Here is a 15,420-nt window from a genome sequence, read left to right as displayed (position 1 = left end):
GTGAAAGGGGTGACGTGTGTGCGTCGTGAACTGGTCGGAAGTGGGGAGCACGATGACGCTCGGGTACGGACGCGTTAGAATCGTCTGCGGCCTGGTCCGCCGGGACCGCCGGGGCCGCCTGGACCGCCGCCGCCGAGCTGGAATTGATTCGCCGTTCGCACGTTCTGGGTCCGTTTGATGTACTCGCCGTAGGCGAGACCGACCACGAGACCGACGAGGTGGGCTGCGTGTGCAACGCCGCTACCGCCAGCGCTTCCGCCGCCGATGAAGAAGATACTGACGAGAGCGGTTCCGGCCGCAAGGAGCCAGATCGGTACGGGGAGGATGAAGTACAGGTAGACCTTGAGGTTCGGGTTCAGAATCGTCAAAACGCCCATGATCGCGAGGGCGGCGCCGCTCGCTCCGAGCACGTTCGAGGGAACGCCCTGATAAGCGGAGATTGCGATCTGACCGAGGCCAGCGAGAACGCCGCTGACGACGAACAGAATCGCGAATTTTCTCGAACCGACGTACCGCTCGACGAGCGGCCCGAAGAAGAATATCACGATGCTATTGAACACGATGTGGAAGATGTTGACCGGCGAGTGGGCGAAAATCGAGGTCACCCACGTCCACACGTACTCCGGGTTCGCTGTCGAGAGCATGAAGATAGCACGGTGAGCGGTTGTCCCGGCAACTAGAAGAACAATCCACTGCGCGAGAAACGTGATCCACATGAGCGCCAGGAACGTGTACGTCATGTTCCCCCGGAAGTACCCCAGCGGCCCACCAGGCCCTGTGTTGAACGGCAATTTGTCGCTCAGACTCGAGGCCGTCTTCCCGCCGCTGTCGACGCTATCGTCGAACCCGCTGTCGAAGACCCCCTGCGGATCGTTCCAGTTGTGGAGCCCCGTACAGTTGTGGTTCTCCGGCAGGCGGTGTTCGCTGCAGTAGGTCCCCCCGCAGTGCCGACAGTTGTACGGCATGCTTTCGTTTTTCCCACACACGTCACACGTTGCCATTGGCGCCCCGTATGTGACGCGTCGCTATGGGGTTTGGGGTTTCACTCGCCCCTCAGGCCAGATATCGGCGGCCGTGCGAGCGCGTGACGAGGATTTTTGCCCCCTCGAGTCCCACGACGACGTGTGCAAGACTACGAGCGAAAACAGTTGCTCGAGCGCGTCAACCGGGATGGCGCGACCATCGGCGCGGACATTCCCGAGGAGATCACGATCCAGGACGAGTCGATCGATCTCCGGCAGTTCGTCTTCGAGATCAAGCGCCGGGAGACGGTTCCGGCAGGCGAACGCGAGCGCGTCGAGCAGGCCAAACGGAACCTCAGGCGGGAGCGCCTCGAGCGACTCGAGTTGATCGAAGAGGGCGACATCAGTCGAGAGGAGGGCGAGGAACTCGTCCGGTCGATCGTCGGCATCGACCGGGCGCTCAACGCCCTCGAGAACCTCGGCCCGACGGACCTCGAGCGCGAGCAACAGGCGCAGAACACGGCGGACAAGAAGCGCTGGATGTCATTCCTGAAGAAAGCGCTCGGCCGGGAGACCGACGCGGGCACGCGGAGGGGTCGCTGATGGCGACCAACGCCGAACTCGCCGCCCGGTTCGAGGAGTTCGCGGACCTGCTCGAGGCCGACGACGTGGAGTACAAACCACGGGCCTACCGGCGGGCGGCCGAGGCGATCGGCGCCCACCCCGCGCCGATTGCCGACCTGGTGAACGCGGGGAACGAGGAGGCGATCGAGGACATCGACGGCGTCGGGGACGCCATCGGGTCGAAGATCGTCGAGTACGTCGAAACCGGGAAGATCGAGGAACTGGAGGAGCTACGGGCGGACCTCCCCGTGGACATGGCCGATCTCACCCGCGTCGAGGGCGTCGGTCCGAAGACGGTCGGCACACTCTACCGCGAACTCGACGTCCGGACGCTCGACGACCTCGAGGCGGCCGCCGAGGCGAACGAGATCCGCGAAGTGTCGGGGTTCGGCGCCAAGACCGAACAGAACATCCTCGAGAACATCCCGTTCGCCCGTGAGATCGGCGAACGAAAACTGCTCGGCGAGGCCCGCCCGCTCGCAGACGACGTGCTCGCGTTCCTGGAGTCGCTCGAGACGGTCGAGCGCTGTGAGGTCGCCGGCTCGATCCGTCGGTGGCGCGAGACGATCGGCGACGTGGACGTCCTCGCGGCCACCGACGAGGCCGAGGACGTCGTCGACGCGTTCGTCTCCTGGGACTCCGTCGACGACGAAATCGAGTCCGGGTCGGCGAAAGCGAGCGTCCGCGTCGGCGAGGTCCGCGTGGACCTGCGCGTCGTGGTGCCCGAGGAGTTCGGGGCTGCGCTCCAGTACTTCACTGGGAGCAAGGATCACAACGTGACCCTGCGGAACTACGCGATCGATCGTGGGCTGAAGCTCAACGAGTACGGCGCTTTCGACGTTTCCCAGGTTGAGGACCACGAGGCGGGCCAGCGCGTCGGCGAGCGTGTCGCTGGCGAAACCGAGGAAGGGATGTACGAGGCACTCGGCCTCGAGTGGATGCCCCCGGAACTGCGCGAGGATCGCGGCGAGATCGACGCCGCTGCGGACGGTACCTTGCCGGACCTCCTCACACGCGAGGATATCCGCGGCGACCTGCACACCCACACCGAGTGGTCCGACGGCAACAACTCGATCGACGAGATGGTCACCGCGGCCGCGGAGCAGGGGTACGACTACTACGCGATCGCAGACCACGCAGAGGGGCCGGGCGTCGTCGGCGGCATGGGGCTCACGGACACCGAGATCCTGGAGCAGGTAGAGGCGATCCGCGAGGTGGACGCCGCCGCCGACCTCGAGGTGTTCGCGGGGATCGAAGCCAACGTCGACGCCGAGGGGGAAATCGGCCTCTCCGAGGACGTCATCGACGCCCTGGACGTGATCGTCGCCTCTCCCCACAGCGCGCTCGACCAGGATTCGGACGCGGCGAACGAGCGCCTGATTCGCGCGATCGAGAACCCGGCCATCGACGTCCTGGGCCACCCCAGCGGCCGCCTGCTCAACCAGCGCGAGGGCCTCTCAATCGACGCGGCCGCGCTGGGTGAGGCTGCCGCGGCGAACGACACTGCCCTCGAGGTCAACAGCAATCCCCACCGACTCGACCTGTGGGGAAGCGCCGTCCAGGCCGTGATCGACAAGGGCGCGGCGATTGCCGTCAACACCGATGCGCACAGCCCGGCGACCCTCGAGTACGTCCGCTGGGGGGCCCACACGGCCCGGCGCGGGTGGGCCGAACCCGCGGACGTGATCAACGCCTGGGAACTCGAGGAGTTGCGCGAGTTCCTGCATTGATGTACTGGTTCCGTTCCTGCACTGACGCACTGATCCTGTTCCTGCCCTAACACACTAACCACGTGATCCACCGTGACCGAACGACTCCTCGTCGACGGCATGTGCGGCGGCATCGTCGTTTACTGCCGGATGTGCGGCCACGACACGCTGTACGCTGGCGACCGCGACCTCGAGGCGGACGATCGGCTTCTCGACGTCGCGACCGATGAAGATCGAACGATCGTCACGCGAGACGTCAACCTGGCCGGCCGAAGCGAACGTGCCATCCTGCTCGAGTCACGCGATACGGACGAGCAACTGCGAACCCTCCAGGGCCGCGGTATCGACCTGTCGCTCCCCGACGAACCGCGCCGATGTGGACGGTGTAACGGCCCGCTCGAGCGCGTGTCCGAAGCGGGAACGACCGACACGCCGTCGTACGCACCCGACTCGAGCGATGTGCCGGTGTGGGCCTGTCGTAACTGTGGCCAGCACTTCTGGAAAGGGAGCCACTGGGATCGGGTTCGGCGAACGCTCGAGGCGGTGCGAAGCAGGGAACCGGCGGGCGAACGCGGCCTCGAGGGCGACGAAAACGATCGTGCGGGTGACGAAATCGGCCCTATGGGTGACCAGAGCGACCCCGCGGACGACGAACGCGGCAGCGATCAGTAGACTGAGGCGTCGTCGAACCGCCCGTCGTAGAAGACGTGATTCGGGTGGGTCGGCTCCGTACCGGAGAGGTACAGCCGATCGACCTTCTTCCACGTGTTCTCGTACGCGAGGTGGGCCAGTTCGGCCGCCGTCGTCCGCCAGCGCCGGAGGCCGTTGGCGTAGACGACCCGTCGGGGCGCGTCGGCTTTGAGCGCCGAGACGAGGTCGGTCTCGGATTCAATCGTCCGCTCGAACGCGACGTAGGCTGCGCCGACTGAACTCGAGAGGTGGGCGTACGACGAGGTAAACGGGGCGAGGTCGAGACGGTCGGCCAGGTCACTCGCTCGACGGTTGTGCGTGGGCAGATGTTTCGGATTGAAGATTTCGACGGCGTCGATACCGTTCTGAAAGCACCGGATGTCGCCTTCCGTCAGCGACACCGTTAGGTACTCGGGATGTGGCGCCAGCACCGCGGCTCCCTGTCGTTCGAATTCCGCCATCGCCCCCTCGAGGGTGATGAAATCGGGAACGGGCTCTTCGAGGCCGATCGCGAGGACGTGCTTTCGGTCGTTCCAGGAACCAGTGAACACCTCCCGTGCGGGCACGACGGTCACGTCGTCGGTACTGTACGTGCTCGCCCGTTCTCGAATCTCGGGGAGGCGAGTGAAGTGGGGGGCGTAGACGAGTACGCCGATTCCCGCCCGACGGGCGTTCTCGATTACCCGCTCGTTCAACACCTTCACGTGGAGGTCGACCCGGACCTGCTCTCCGTCGCTCACGATTCGTGGTACGCCAACCGAGGAGTTATGAATTCTGATTTATCGGCTCCCCGGAATCACTGCCGGAGACGCGTTTTCCCCTCGTCACCACCGATCGTCTCGCGATGCCCCGCTCGCAGAGCGAACTATTGCCGAAAGAACCTTTATGACCGGCCCAAGTATCACGATTGAATGGATACGGCCTGGGAATGTGGGATCGACGACTGTGGCTCGGTGTTCGAGGACGTCGAGTCGGCCATCGCCCACCAGGTGACCGCCCACGAACGGCTCGAGTGTGGCGTCTGTGGAACCATCGTCCCCGACGGCTACCTGGCGATCCGCCACGTCTTCTCCGAACACAGCCGCGCGGAGTACGTCCGCGCCTACGGCGCCGGCGCTGAGGACGTACGCCAGCGGGAGGGCCTCCTCGAGGAAATCGACGAGGTCGTCGATCAGCAACGGCTAGCCGACCACCTCGAGAGCTAGGTGTCCTTCGAACGGCCCCAAAGCCTCGAGCGCCACCGAATCGGATGAACGCCACCTGCTCACGAGTCGTTGAATTTGACAGGAGAGCCTCGAGTCGGAGGGACCAAACTCGACTGTCCCAGAAAAAACGCCGAACGCTATCGCTCGTCGGAATCGAGGACGCGAATCTGGTCCCCGCGAACCGTCACCGGAATCGGCACCGTCGCGCACCTAAATTTTCCGTCGTCGGGTAGCCTCGCTCTGCATTGGCTACCACTCCTCGCAAAATTTAGTCTAAAACTCCCTCGGCGCTCGCTTCGCTCCCGCCGAGCGAACCGACTCGCTATCGCTCGTCGGAGTCGAGGACGCGAATCTGATCGCCCCGCACCGTCACCGGAATCGGGACCGTCGCCTCGTACAACTCGACAGTCACCTGGTCCTTACCCTCATCGATGCGCTGAACCTGCGCCTTCTCGCCCTTGAACGGCCCGGCGATGAGTTCGACGATGTCGCCTTCGGCGATCCCCTCGACGTCCGGCTTGGGCGAGAGGAAGTGCTCGACCTCCGAGATGTCTGACTCGCCCGGGATGACCGTTCGAGCGTGAGGGATGTCCTCCAGGATCCGCTCGAGAACGGCGTGGCCGTCGGACTCGACCATCACGTAGGAGGTCAACGAGTCAGGGGCGAGCGCGGCGTGTACGTCCGGTTCCTCGCGGTTGATGATCATGTCGGCGACGGTCTGTTCCTGGCTGGCCGTCGTCTTGACAGCGTAGATCGGCATCAGAAGCCCCCACCGGTGAGGAACAGCATGACCACGCCGATGAGGAATCCGAGCAGGCCGACGAGCAGGATTCCCGCCCCGGCGATCTTCGACACTTGCACGAATTCCTCCCGCGTGGGGGTCGTCGCCATCTTCAGTACCCGCACGTACGAGGTGAGATCGTAGGGAACGTCCATATCTGTGTGTTCACAATGCGGGGCCTTTTATCTGTCTTTCTCTTCCGGGGGTCAATCGCTGGTCTGTACCCACTGGAGCACACCCACGTTGCAGATGACGGCCGCGCTTTCCTGACCCTGGACTGCGCACTTCACGTATGGCCGAAGACGATACCGACCGATCCGACGAGTACAAGGCCGAACGAGAGGCAGAGATCGAGGACGAACTCGAGCGAATCGATCGCGATCCGGACGACGTCGACGAGGGAGGCGACCTCGGCAAGCAGAGTGCGCCGCGTCGAGCGGACGACGAGTCCTGACGGCTGAGGCGACGGTCGTGCACTCCTATTGCCCGCTCGAGCCTACAAGCTTTCAAACCTTCGAGCGTGCGAACCTCCAAACCTCGAACAGGTGCGAACCTGACAGGGCCAGCTCCCCCACCATGAGCCGCGGTCTCTCGAGAGACGGTCGCTTCGAACTCAATACTATATAATCTATAGTATAAACGTCGAGCGTCGAGGAGTCGAAGCAGGCTCGAGTCCCGGTGGAACTCGACCGCCGAATCGGACGAACGACGCTGCGTGTGCCTGGTGAGATCGACGACACCTGCGCGCCCGGTCAAACACCGCTGAGCACAGCTCAGCAAGCACGACGAAGCTCATGCTTCGTCGAACACCTCTGAGCACAGCTCACGGGCACGACAAAGCTCACGCTTTGTCGAACAATGAAAATCTCTGATTTTCGAGTTTGACTTCGCTACGCTCAGTCAAACAACTCCGCACCATCGACCAGGTGCTCCTCGACGGCGTCCAGGTCGAGGGTGACGCCAAGTCCCGGCTCTTCGGGGATATCGATGTAGCCCTCCTCGATCACCGTCTCCTCGACGAGGTCGTCCCACCAGCCGAGTTCGTAGCTGTGGTACTCGACGGCCAGCGAGTTCGGGATGGCCGCACCGACGTGCGCCGCGGCCATCGTCGCGACCGGAGAGGCGACGTTGTGCATCGCGACGGGGACGTAGTACATGTCCGCCAGGTCCGCGATCTTGCGCGTCTCGCGCATCCCGCCGACTTTCGGCAGGTCGGGCGCGATGATGTCGACGGCCTGCCCCTCGAGGAGGCGACGCTGACCGTGCTTCCGGTAGACGTTCTCCCCCACTGTGATCGGCGTCGTCGTCGACTGGCTGACCTCGCGCTGAACGTCGTGATTCTCCGGCGGGACGGGGTCCTCGAGCCACCAGACGCTGTACTCCTCGAGGCGCCTGGCCAGTCGCTTCGCGCTACCGGCGGAGAACGTCCAGTGACAGTCGAAGGCGACGTCGGCCTTGTGGCCGACGGCCTCAGTGACGGCCTCGACGATGCTCGCCTTGTGCTCGATTTCGACGTCGCGCAGGTGGCGGTTCGCCCGATCCTTCTCGTGGCCCGAGGGCACGTCCAGGTCGAACTTCAGCGCGTCGTAGCCGAGTTCGTCGACGACGCGTTCGGCCTCGTCGGCACAGGCGATCGGATCGGCTTCCTCCTCGGTGTGGCAGTCGCAGTAGACCCGCATCTCGTCGCGGTACTTCCCGCCCAGCAGCTGGTAGGCCGGCACCTCGAGGATCTTTCCAACGAGGTCGTGGAGAGCGATCTCGATGCCCGAAATCGCCGTGACCGTCACGCCCGCGAGTGATCCCTCGCCGGACATCTTCTGGACCATGTGCTCGGTGAGCCGGTCGATGTCGAGCGGGTTCTCGCCCTGCAGGAAGGGTTTCATCCGCTCGACGAGTTCACTGACGCCAGCGCCCCAGTAGGCCTCGCCGGTGCCGACGATGCCCGCGTCGGTGTATACGCGGACGAGCGTCCACGGGAAGTTCCCGTCGACCATCGTCGTCTGAATGTCGGTGATCTCGACGTCCCGGCCGCCGCCGCGTTTCGCCGCGAGGCCCATCGTCTCCGCCGACAGTTCTCGCATCGTATACTCCGCGTTCGGATCGTGTAGCTGCGAGTAATCGATACCCATGCGCCACCATTGACTCGCATAGTAGTAAAACCTTACACTTATCCTGTCCGCAAGAGCCGAGAGAATGCGCCTATAGTTATGGAATCTGCGGGGCAGAAAAGGAGTACCCCCCTTTCCTTGCAAGCGCACTTTCTCGAGTGCGCCGGTCGAGCGGGTCGGAATTCGGGTTTGATCTTGAACACCCGAATGGTTCGTCGACGTCAGCCCGCGACCGCTCGTCGGTACCGGATCGAATGTAGTGACGTGGAGTTAGACCCCCTCGACGGTCGCTCGATAGGCCCGAATTTCCTCGAGCGCGGTGTTGATTCGGTGAGCCACGTCCTCGTCCGCTTCGCGCTGAATATCACGCAGGGAGTGCTCGAGTCGAGCGAGGCGACCGTGGTCCGGGCCAGTTGCTCGGTCGGCCAGGTCGGCCACCGTCTCGGCCTGCTCGTCGAGTCGAGTCGCCAGATCGGAGGCTGCCACGGTAGCGGCCTCCCGAAGGGTGTCGCTGGCAGCCGCGAGTTCCGTGCGAGTCATACCAGGACATTTTTCGGCCGAGACTATAATCGATTCCCCCACTTCCGGACGAGAATACGAGAGCCACCGTCGGAGCACCCACTCGAGCACGCGACGCTGCCCTAGTGTCCGTCCACGAGCGCCTCGAGGATGGCATCAGCGGAACAATCGAAGCCGCCGGCCTGAGCGAACGACGATGAACCGCCGCCACCGCCGCCGAACTCGACCGTCAGGTCGTCGACCAGCGCTCCCGCATCGACGGCCTCGTCGCTTCGGATCACGACGAAGGGGTAGTCGGTTTCGCCGACGACGGCGAGGACGTCCGCGTGCGAGTCTGGCGCTTCGCGAACGGCGTCCCCGAGCGCTTCAGGCTCGAGTCCGTCGACGCTCGTCACGAGCCACCTCTCGCCGTCCCGTTCGACGTGATCGGCCGCCTCGAGCGCTCGTTCGACGAGTTCGGCCTCGAGTGTTCGCTTGTCGGCCTCGAGGGTATCCTGGCGCTCGACGGTCTCCTCGAGGGCGTCCGATATCGAGGTGACGTCCGCCCCCAGCGTCCGCTTCGCCGCGAACGCCGCTCGCTTTTCGGCTGCTCGACGTTCGATCGCTCGCGGGCCGACGGCGAACTCGACGCGCGTGAGTCCCTCTCCGGGGTTCGACCGGTCGAGGACCGTGACGGGCCCGATTTCCCGGGTGTTTCGAACGTGAGTTCCACCACAGGCCGCGACGTCCCAGGGGTTGCTCGAGCCATTGGTCGTCCGGCCGTTGTCGTCTTTCGAGCCGATCGTGACGACGCGGACCTGCCCCCTGGAGAAGGCGCCTTCCTCCGTGGCTTCGTTGAACGCAATCTCATCGCGTTCGCGCGCGTCCGCGACCTGTACATCCTCCCAGGAGACCGGCCGGGATTCCCAGACTGCCCGGTTGACCAGGTCGTCGAGTTCGATCAGGACGTCGTCGTCGAGTTCGGTCGTCGTCTCGAGGTCGACGCGGATCTTCTCCTCGCCGATGTCGAACCCGCCGTAGCCGAGGTCCTCGAGGAGGCGCCGTCCGGCACCGTAAAGGACGTGGCTGGCGGTGTGTGCGCGCATGCAGTACATTCGGAACGACCAGTCGATCGAGCACATGACGCGGTGGCCGGCCTTGAACGACGGTGGGTCCGCGAGGACGTGGACGTGCTCGCCGTCGACGATCTGGACGTCCTCGACGGGGACGTCGCCGATCCGCCCGCGGTCGGCTGGCTGGCCGCCGCCCTCGGCGTAGAAGTACGTCGTCTCGAGCCAGACGCGCCTCCCGTCGACTGCCGTCACCTCGGTTTCGAATCGCGTTGTGTAGGGCTCGGCCGCTGCCCGTTGACCGCTCATTGGTGGCACTCCGTCGGCCTCCGATAAAAGTCTGCTCGCCGGGGCGTCTCTGGATCTGCGGAACGAATTGGTGCGAGTATGGGCACTATTCGGCGAGTTCGACCTCGAGATACGATTCGAGAGCCGTGATGAGCCCGCCGCCGACGCCGGCCTGGGTCGCTCGTCCCTGTTCGACGGCCAGCAGATCGGATTCGCGACAGCCGAGTTCCTCGGCGAGTTCTTCGCGCTTCAGTCCGGCCTCCTGGCGGGCCGCCTCGACGCGTTCACCGTAGCCGGAGACGAGGTACGGCAGCGGGTCGTCGTCGTAGTTTGTCCCTTCTTTCTCCCAGTGTTCGGAGTCGCCGTCCCAGATCGGGTTCGCGCGGGCGACGTTCTGGGCGGCCTTCTTCTTGCGGTTGGGTTCGTCCTGGGATCGCGAGCCGCTGGAGCCGGAGCCCCCCGATCGACGACTACGCTGCTTTTGCTCGTCGCTGTGGGGGGCACAGTTCGGGCAGACCTCGAGGTCGGCGCCGGCAACGGTCGCTCGACGCAGCGAGTCGCTTTCGGCGCCACAGAGCTCGCAGTTCGTCCCGCCGCCGCCGGACGACGAGCCGGTCGAGTATTTTGCCATGACTACCATTGGCCGGTCCGACATTTCAAGGCACCGTTCACTGCCCGTCGATTACCGGTTTCTGTGTGACGGCCCCCCAGAGTCCGCGGCAAAAGAAAGGGCTTTTATATGCCCGTTGGATATCGGAAAGTGCAGAAAGACGCCGCGAGCGTGGGTAGCCAAGCTAGGCCAACGGCGCAGCGTTGAGGGCGCTGTCCCGTAGGGGTCCGCCGGTTCAAATCCGGTCCCACGCATCGCATGCGCGGTCGTATCACGACCGCGAAACGTGAGGCGGCAACGCCGCCGAACGAGACGATGCAGGTGATTTCCCTTCGCGGACATCACCCACGCATAATCCTTTCCGACGAACCACTTACTCGAGCGACAGCGCTGTCCCGTAGGGGTTGCCGGTGAGCCATTTGTCCGTCGAGCGCGAGCGCCGTCTACGGGCGGCTGGTATCCGTACTCCGTACAATCTGTGAACGTTAACGCAAGTATTGTGTTTCGTAGGCTCGCTAGCCGAAGCCTGATTTCGGTGTCTATTGATTTACCCGCCAGTGAGAAAGCGAGATACGGGGATCGATCTAGATATTTCCCCCTCTTGGCCGATGGAGATATCACTCCTTAAATATTAATGGAATCATGAAGAGGAGGGAATTTGCTGCTATCATTGCCAGTGGACTATCACTGGCAAGTGGCTGTACAGGGTTATCGTCAACAGGTAACAACCAAAACAGTTCAGACGTCTTCCAGAGCTATAGCTACGAGCGAACAGAGCTAGTGGTAAGATTCCAAGACGAGGCTACGGTCGAGAAGGCCGTACTGGTCGACCGAACCGCTGATGAGCAATATCAAACTATCAGTCACCCTTCTGATAGCGTTCGGTTTGATGTCGTGTTCCCTGACAGACTAGCGTCGTATATTTCGAAAGACCTCTACGTGGAAGCCAAAACCTCTGACGGTTGGGTTAGTCAGTGGGTTTGGGAACCAGTCCATGGAGTCGCACAAAATATTGAGGTGCAATCAGACGGAAGGGCTTCCTTCGATATTCACAATACAGGCACCGCTCCTCTTCTGGTCCGGTTTGTCGGAATGTATGGGAACGTTCCAAACCCGACTGTCGATCTCCAGAGTGAGTCGTTTGATCGCGGTTCTTTCGAACTAGGACCAGGTGTCGTTGGCGCTGGTCGTAGCCGGCCGCTCAATCCATCGAGGACAGATCTCGTTGTTGGCCCGGGCGAGACTGTTCCGTTCGAAACAATATATCGCCCCTTTGCGTTTGTGGATGGCGCACCTGACGGTGCTTGTGACGGCACAGAACGGAATGGAGAGATCGGAATCTTCCATTCGTCCGGCAAGATAGCTTCGTATACGTTCACGTATAGTGCGAGTGGTGGTCCTGTCGCTGTCGGTGGCGAGACCGATGAGGCTGCCAGCCAGCAGAAAGTCGAGAAGTGTGACACAGTAACCACTTCCAGGTGACATTGTTGTTGGATCTGGTGAATGGCCAGACACGGGTTTCCTCTGGTAGGTGACAACCAATTCGATGGTTAGATCGAACCCATGAGGATGGTCTCTCGGCACCACGCTCAAGCATACACTGTGTTGACGAGCGCGCGTCTGATCTGAACGATCGTAGTTTTCCGGTCGACCCAGGAAACCGTCACGAGGTGTTGACGGTGTCTCTCGAGAGCAATACAGGCCGCCGAACCGTTTCTCGGGCCGATTGACTTTTGTGTCCGGACCCGGTACGGACACCTGGAAAACTGCGTAGCCCTTTGTACCGATATGCAAACTGAAATCCCTCCCCCAGACAGCACGAACGACTCGAATTACGACCAGGCGAACGGCCGGTACGTCTTTCGCTACGACCCCGACGGCACGGCGACGTTGACGACGACGATCGTACACGCCCTCTCGAGCATCGCGAACGTCGACGTCTCCCAGGGCGAGTTCTCGCTGTACGACAGCATCGACCCCGACGCCCTCGAGCGACTGTTCAGCCCGAAGAACGACGGCGGACGACGACTCGACGGCCACGTGTGCTTCAGCGCGCTCGAGCACGAAGTGTACGTCTTCGCCAACGGCGATATCTTCGTCTACCCGCCGACTGGCAGCGGCCAGTCACCGCTTCGCTGACGACCGACACTGGTAGTGGCGTCCAGCGTCAGCCATACCACCCGTATCGGTACCGCCCCGGGCTACTCGAGCGTTGCATTCTCGATTTTCGTCGACCTCAGTATCGTCGAACTCGTCATCGAGACACTGGTCTCCACATTGGGCTATTCACAACCCCGCCCAACGGACAGGTATTTCTATTCGCTCGGTATCGGATCGACCATGACGGTCATCGGCTTTCTGAGCACGGCACCGGTCGTCGAAGACAGCATGTCCGAAGCGGTCGCGAACGCCATCGACGCGCTCGAGGACTACGACGTCGAGTACGAAACTGGTCCGATGGGAACGACCATCGAGGCCGAAGACGTCGGCGAGCTGTTCGCCGCGGCGCAAGCGGCCCACGAGGCCGTCGACGGCGACCGCGTCAGTACCTTCCTCAAGATCGACGACAAGCGGACAAGCGACGAGTCGGCGGCGGCGAAGGTCGACGCTGTCGAGTCCCACCTCGAGCGTCCGGCGAGAAGTCGTGAGTAGTCGCGAGTAATCGCCCCTGGCCACAACTAACAAACGGTTTGAAGGCGGAGCGAGTAGCCCGAGCCATGGAGAGTCTCAACCGGATGGCCATCGAACTCGTCGACGAGGCCCTCGAGTTCACCGAGGAGCTGAACGTGGGCGCGTACGAACTCGAGAACGAGACGACGGTGCTCGACTTCGGCCTCGAGTTCGACGGCGGTATCGAAGCGGGACTGCTGTGTACGGAGATCCAGACGGCTGGACTCGCGACCCCGAGTCGCGACCTCACGGAGATTGGCGGCGCGCCCATCCCGCACGTCGAACTCTCGACGGACCAGCCCGGACTGGCGTTACTCTGTTCACAGAAAGCGAGCTGGGAACTCGCGACCGAGGACTTCGAGGCACTGGGGAGCGGTCCAGCCCGCGCACTCGTCGCCGAGGAGACGGAGTTCCGCCGCATCGGCTACACCGACGCCTTCGACCTGACGGCGCTCGCCCTCGAGACCGACGAGCAACCGACGGAGGCCGCTTCCGAGCAGGTGGCCGCCCTCACGGGCGTCGAGACCAGCGGCGTCTTCCTGCTGGCCTACCCCACTGCCAGCGTCGTCGGGAGCGTCACGAACGCGGCCCGCGTGGCAGAGCACGCGACGTTCAACCTCGTCGAACTCGGCTACGATCCGCTCGACGTCGTCTCCGCGACCGGGCGCGCGCCGGTGCCGCCGGTCGCCGACGACGAGCAGGCGGCCATCGGCCGGACGAACGACGCCGTCGCCTACGGCGGGACGGCCCACCTCGTGGTCCGCGAGGACTTCGACGCCTTCGACGCGGTCGTCTCGAGCGCGCGCGAGGAGTACGGCACGCCGTTCGCCGACATCTTCGAGGATCGAGACTGGTCGTTCAAGGAGACGTCGGCCGACCTGTTCGGCCCGGCGAAGGTGACCGTGGACGTCCTCGGCGGCCCGACGTACGTCTACGGCGAGACGGACGAGGACGTCCTGGTCGACTCCTTCGGCCTCGACGCCGACCGCTGAGGTCCGTATGCAGTTCAAACTCGTCCCCGAGGCGCCCGAGGACCTCGCGTACGTTGAAACTGTCCAGCAAGCCGTTCCCCTCGTTCCCGGCACCGAGGACGACTGCTGCGCCCGGATCATGCGCGAGACGGGAATCGGCCCGCGAGACGAGGCCCGGACCTGGCTAACCTTCCTCCGGGCGCTCGAACTCGCTCGAGAGGGACAGGCCGGGTTCTACCGCGAACGGGTCGACCCCGACCCCGACCACCTCCGCGAGGCGTTCCGCGAGCGCGTTTACGGCGTGCCCGCCGTCCTCGGGATTCTCGAGACCACCGACGGACTGCTCTCGGTCGACGCCGTCTTCGAGACGTTCCGCGACGAAATCCCGGCCTACGAACAACACAAACACCGAACCCGGCTGCAGGAAATCTGGGGCGAGCGCGTCCGGCGACTGCTCGAGTGGGCGGTCCTGTTCGACCTTGCCGAGCGAACGTCCGAGGGGTACGCTCGAGACGTAGGGAGAGGGAACGAATGACCGCGCCCACGACGCCCGTCGACGCCGTACTGTTCGACCTGGACGACACCCTCTGTCGCTACCGCCGGTCGCCGGCGGCCGTCCTCGAGCGAGCGTTCGAGCGCGCCGGCGTCGACCCACTCTTCGAGCCGTCGGCGTACCACGACCGGTACGACGACTACCTGGAAGATAGCTCGAGCGTCGCTGACCTGCGTGAACGGTGCTTCGGCGACCTGGCGGTCGAAGCGGACTTCGAGCGGGACGTCGGTGTCGCCGTCGCGGAGGCGTTCGCCGCCGAGCGCGACCAGCGAGCGGTCGATCCGCTTTCGGGCGTTCCCGACGTCATCGAGACGCTGAGCGAGGAGTACCGACTCGGCCTCGTGACCGACGGCGACCCCAAAATGCAACGTGAGAAACTCGCCGCCGTCGGCCTCACCGACGCGTTCGAGACGACGGTCTTCGCGGGCTACGACACGGCGCCGAAGCCCGACCCGGAGCCGTTCGGACGGGCGCTCGAGACCCTCGAGACGGATCCGGATCGCGCGGTGTACGTCGGGAACTCCCTCTCGAGCGACGTCGCGGGTGCTCGAGCGGCCGGGATTCGGTCAGTTTGGGTGCCCCCGGAGCCAGACGCTCCCGCGGAGCCGACGCCCTGCCCGGACTACACGCTCGAGTCGCTGGCGAATCTCGAGCAGCCACCCTGGCTCGAGTCGTAACGAC

Annotated in this window: 18 protein-coding genes, 1 tRNA gene and 1 pseudogene; 12 read left to right on the top strand and 8 right to left on the bottom strand. The window is 63.8% G+C overall.

The features are described from left to right. Positions 1-74: 74 nt before the first annotated feature. On the bottom strand, positions 75-1,001 hold the full coding sequence (locus tag AC6I65_RS11455) for a rhomboid family intramembrane serine protease (RefSeq protein WP_497902006.1): 927 nt from the start codon (positions 999-1,001) through the stop codon (positions 75-77). A 123-nt stretch (positions 1,002-1,124) separates the two neighbouring features. On the opposite strand from AC6I65_RS11455, the gene AC6I65_RS11450 reads away from it, so the two are divergent. From AC6I65_RS11450 to AC6I65_RS11440, 3 genes and pseudogenes are all read left to right on the top strand, one after another. Next, entirely contained in the window at positions 1,125-1,565 is a 441-nt protein-coding gene (locus AC6I65_RS11450) for a DUF5788 family protein (RefSeq protein WP_497902005.1), read from the top strand. Further along, complete coding sequence (polX, locus tag AC6I65_RS11445; protein WP_497902004.1) at positions 1,565-3,316, top strand: DNA polymerase/3'-5' exonuclease PolX; 1,752 nt, start codon at positions 1,565-1,567, stop codon at positions 3,314-3,316. The genes AC6I65_RS11450 and polX overlap by 1 nt, the downstream gene beginning before the upstream one ends. Positions 3,317-3,415: 99 nt before the next feature. Continuing rightward, positions 3,416-3,847: pseudogene (locus AC6I65_RS11440) on the top strand (Mut7-C RNAse domain-containing protein); the annotation flags it as partial. 113 nt (positions 3,848-3,960) lie between these two features. On the opposite strand, the gene AC6I65_RS11435 reads toward AC6I65_RS11440, so the two are convergent. Further along, positions 3,961-4,725: a PHP-associated domain-containing protein gene (locus AC6I65_RS11435; RefSeq protein ID WP_497902003.1), complete on the bottom strand. Its 765-nt coding sequence runs from the start codon at positions 4,723-4,725 to the stop codon at positions 3,961-3,963. A 171-nt stretch (positions 4,726-4,896) separates the two neighbouring features. Between AC6I65_RS11435 and AC6I65_RS11430 the strand changes: the two genes are divergently transcribed. Then, positions 4,897-5,190: a DUF7565 family protein gene (locus AC6I65_RS11430; protein WP_254156956.1), complete on the top strand. Its 294-nt coding sequence runs from the start codon at positions 4,897-4,899 to the stop codon at positions 5,188-5,190. 322 nt (positions 5,191-5,512) lie between these two features. On the opposite strand, the gene AC6I65_RS11425 is transcribed toward AC6I65_RS11430, so the two are convergent. Both AC6I65_RS11425 and AC6I65_RS11420 read right to left on the bottom strand, forming a co-directional pair. After that, positions 5,513-5,950, bottom strand: a complete 438-nt coding sequence (locus AC6I65_RS11425; RefSeq protein ID WP_253436230.1) for a transcription elongation factor Spt5 — start codon at positions 5,948-5,950, stop codon at positions 5,513-5,515. Next, complete coding sequence (locus tag AC6I65_RS11420) at positions 5,950-6,126, bottom strand: protein translocase SEC61 complex subunit gamma (RefSeq protein WP_253436227.1); 177 nt, start codon at positions 6,124-6,126, stop codon at positions 5,950-5,952. Before AC6I65_RS11420 ends, AC6I65_RS11425 begins: the two co-directional genes overlap by 1 nt. Positions 6,127-6,263: 137 nt before the next feature. On the opposite strand from AC6I65_RS11420, the gene AC6I65_RS11415 reads away from it, so the two are divergent. Continuing rightward, entirely contained in the window at positions 6,264-6,425 is a 162-nt protein-coding gene (locus tag AC6I65_RS11415) for a hypothetical protein (RefSeq protein ID WP_497902002.1), read from the top strand. A gap of 442 nt (positions 6,426-6,867) precedes the next feature. On the opposite strand, the gene AC6I65_RS11410 is transcribed toward AC6I65_RS11415, so the two are convergent. The 4 genes from AC6I65_RS11410 to AC6I65_RS11395 form a co-directional block, all read right to left on the bottom strand. After that, positions 6,868-8,100, bottom strand: a complete 1,233-nt coding sequence (locus AC6I65_RS11410; protein WP_497902001.1) for a mandelate racemase/muconate lactonizing enzyme family protein — start codon at positions 8,098-8,100, stop codon at positions 6,868-6,870. A gap of 249 nt (positions 8,101-8,349) precedes the next feature. Then, on the bottom strand, positions 8,350-8,619 hold the full coding sequence (locus tag AC6I65_RS11405) for a DUF7553 family protein (protein WP_497902000.1): 270 nt from the start codon (positions 8,617-8,619) through the stop codon (positions 8,350-8,352). A 101-nt stretch (positions 8,620-8,720) separates the two neighbouring features. Continuing rightward, positions 8,721-9,956: an alanyl-tRNA editing protein gene (locus AC6I65_RS11400; RefSeq protein WP_497901999.1), complete on the bottom strand. Its 1,236-nt coding sequence runs from the start codon at positions 9,954-9,956 to the stop codon at positions 8,721-8,723. 85 nt (positions 9,957-10,041) lie between these two features. Continuing rightward, positions 10,042-10,566, bottom strand: a complete 525-nt coding sequence (locus AC6I65_RS11395) for a helix-turn-helix domain-containing protein (protein ID WP_497901998.1) — start codon at positions 10,564-10,566, stop codon at positions 10,042-10,044. Positions 10,567-10,714: 148 nt separating this feature from the next. Between AC6I65_RS11395 and AC6I65_RS11390 the strand changes: the two genes are divergently transcribed. The 7 genes from AC6I65_RS11390 to AC6I65_RS11360 all read left to right on the top strand — a co-directional run bounded on the left by AC6I65_RS11390 (position 10,715) and on the right by AC6I65_RS11360 (position 15,416). Further along, positions 10,715-10,799 (top strand) — tRNA-Leu (locus AC6I65_RS11390). A gap of 388 nt (positions 10,800-11,187) precedes the next feature. Beyond that, the gene (locus AC6I65_RS11385; protein WP_497901997.1) at positions 11,188-12,027 is read left to right on the top strand and encodes a hypothetical protein; all 840 of its coding nucleotides are present in this window, start codon (positions 11,188-11,190) and stop codon (positions 12,025-12,027) included. Between the two features lie 306 nt (positions 12,028-12,333). Continuing rightward, positions 12,334-12,684, top strand: a complete 351-nt coding sequence (locus AC6I65_RS11380) for a HalOD1 output domain-containing protein (RefSeq protein ID WP_497901996.1) — start codon at positions 12,334-12,336, stop codon at positions 12,682-12,684. A 201-nt stretch (positions 12,685-12,885) separates the two neighbouring features. Further along, positions 12,886-13,197: an MTH1187 family thiamine-binding protein gene (locus tag AC6I65_RS11375; protein WP_497901995.1), complete on the top strand. Its 312-nt coding sequence runs from the start codon at positions 12,886-12,888 to the stop codon at positions 13,195-13,197. A 65-nt stretch (positions 13,198-13,262) separates the two neighbouring features. Beyond that, a complete protein-coding gene (gene mch / locus AC6I65_RS11370) occupies positions 13,263-14,207 on the top strand; it encodes a methenyltetrahydromethanopterin cyclohydrolase (protein ID WP_497901994.1) in 945 nt (314 codons plus the stop codon). 7 nt (positions 14,208-14,214) lie between these two features. Beyond that, on the top strand, positions 14,215-14,721 hold the full coding sequence (locus AC6I65_RS11365) for a double winged helix-containing putative transcriptional regulator (protein WP_497901993.1): 507 nt from the start codon (positions 14,215-14,217) through the stop codon (positions 14,719-14,721). After that, the gene (locus tag AC6I65_RS11360; RefSeq protein WP_497901992.1) at positions 14,718-15,416 is read left to right on the top strand and encodes an HAD family hydrolase; all 699 of its coding nucleotides are present in this window, start codon (positions 14,718-14,720) and stop codon (positions 15,414-15,416) included. The genes AC6I65_RS11365 and AC6I65_RS11360 overlap by 4 nt, the downstream gene beginning before the upstream one ends. Positions 15,417-15,420: the final 4 nt, after the last annotated feature.

It is taken from the genome of Natronosalvus sp. KLKA75, assembly GCF_059736265.1.
The sequence above is the reverse complement of the archived record's forward strand: the minus strand, read 5'-3'. Positions and strand labels throughout refer to the sequence as shown.

Bases quoted from the DNA above. Each gene is read 5' to 3' on its own strand.
- AC6I65_RS11455 (WP_497902006.1), bottom strand. From the start codon at position 1,001: ATGGCAACGTGTGACGTGTGTGGGAAAAACGAAAGCATGCCGTACAAC.
- polX (WP_497902004.1), top strand. From the start codon at position 1,565: ATGGCGACCAACGCCGAACTCGCCGCCCGGTTCGAGGAGTTCGCGGAC.
- AC6I65_RS11430 (WP_254156956.1), top strand. From the start codon at position 4,897: ATGGATACGGCCTGGGAATGTGGGATCGACGACTGTGGCTCGGTGTTC.
- AC6I65_RS11425 (WP_253436230.1), bottom strand. From the start codon at position 5,950: ATGCCGATCTACGCTGTCAAGACGACGGCCAGCCAGGAACAGACCGTC.
- AC6I65_RS11420 (WP_253436227.1), bottom strand. From the start codon at position 6,126: ATGGACGTTCCCTACGATCTCACCTCGTACGTGCGGGTACTGAAGATG.
- AC6I65_RS11415 (WP_497902002.1), top strand. From the start codon at position 6,264: ATGGCCGAAGACGATACCGACCGATCCGACGAGTACAAGGCCGAACGA.
- AC6I65_RS11410 (WP_497902001.1), bottom strand. From the start codon at position 8,100: ATGGGTATCGATTACTCGCAGCTACACGATCCGAACGCGGAGTATACG.
- AC6I65_RS11405 (WP_497902000.1), bottom strand. From the start codon at position 8,619: ATGACTCGCACGGAACTCGCGGCTGCCAGCGACACCCTTCGGGAGGCC.
- AC6I65_RS11400 (WP_497901999.1), bottom strand. From the start codon at position 9,956: ATGAGCGGTCAACGGGCAGCGGCCGAGCCCTACACAACGCGATTCGAA.
- AC6I65_RS11395 (WP_497901998.1), bottom strand. From the start codon at position 10,566: ATGGCAAAATACTCGACCGGCTCGTCGTCCGGCGGCGGCGGGACGAAC.
- AC6I65_RS11385 (WP_497901997.1), top strand. From the start codon at position 11,188: ATGAAGAGGAGGGAATTTGCTGCTATCATTGCCAGTGGACTATCACTG.
- AC6I65_RS11380 (WP_497901996.1), top strand. From the start codon at position 12,334: ATGCAAACTGAAATCCCTCCCCCAGACAGCACGAACGACTCGAATTAC.
- AC6I65_RS11375 (WP_497901995.1), top strand. From the start codon at position 12,886: ATGACGGTCATCGGCTTTCTGAGCACGGCACCGGTCGTCGAAGACAGC.
- mch (WP_497901994.1), top strand. From the start codon at position 13,263: ATGGAGAGTCTCAACCGGATGGCCATCGAACTCGTCGACGAGGCCCTC.
- AC6I65_RS11365 (WP_497901993.1), top strand. From the start codon at position 14,215: ATGCAGTTCAAACTCGTCCCCGAGGCGCCCGAGGACCTCGCGTACGTT.
- AC6I65_RS11360 (WP_497901992.1), top strand. From the start codon at position 14,718: ATGACCGCGCCCACGACGCCCGTCGACGCCGTACTGTTCGACCTGGAC.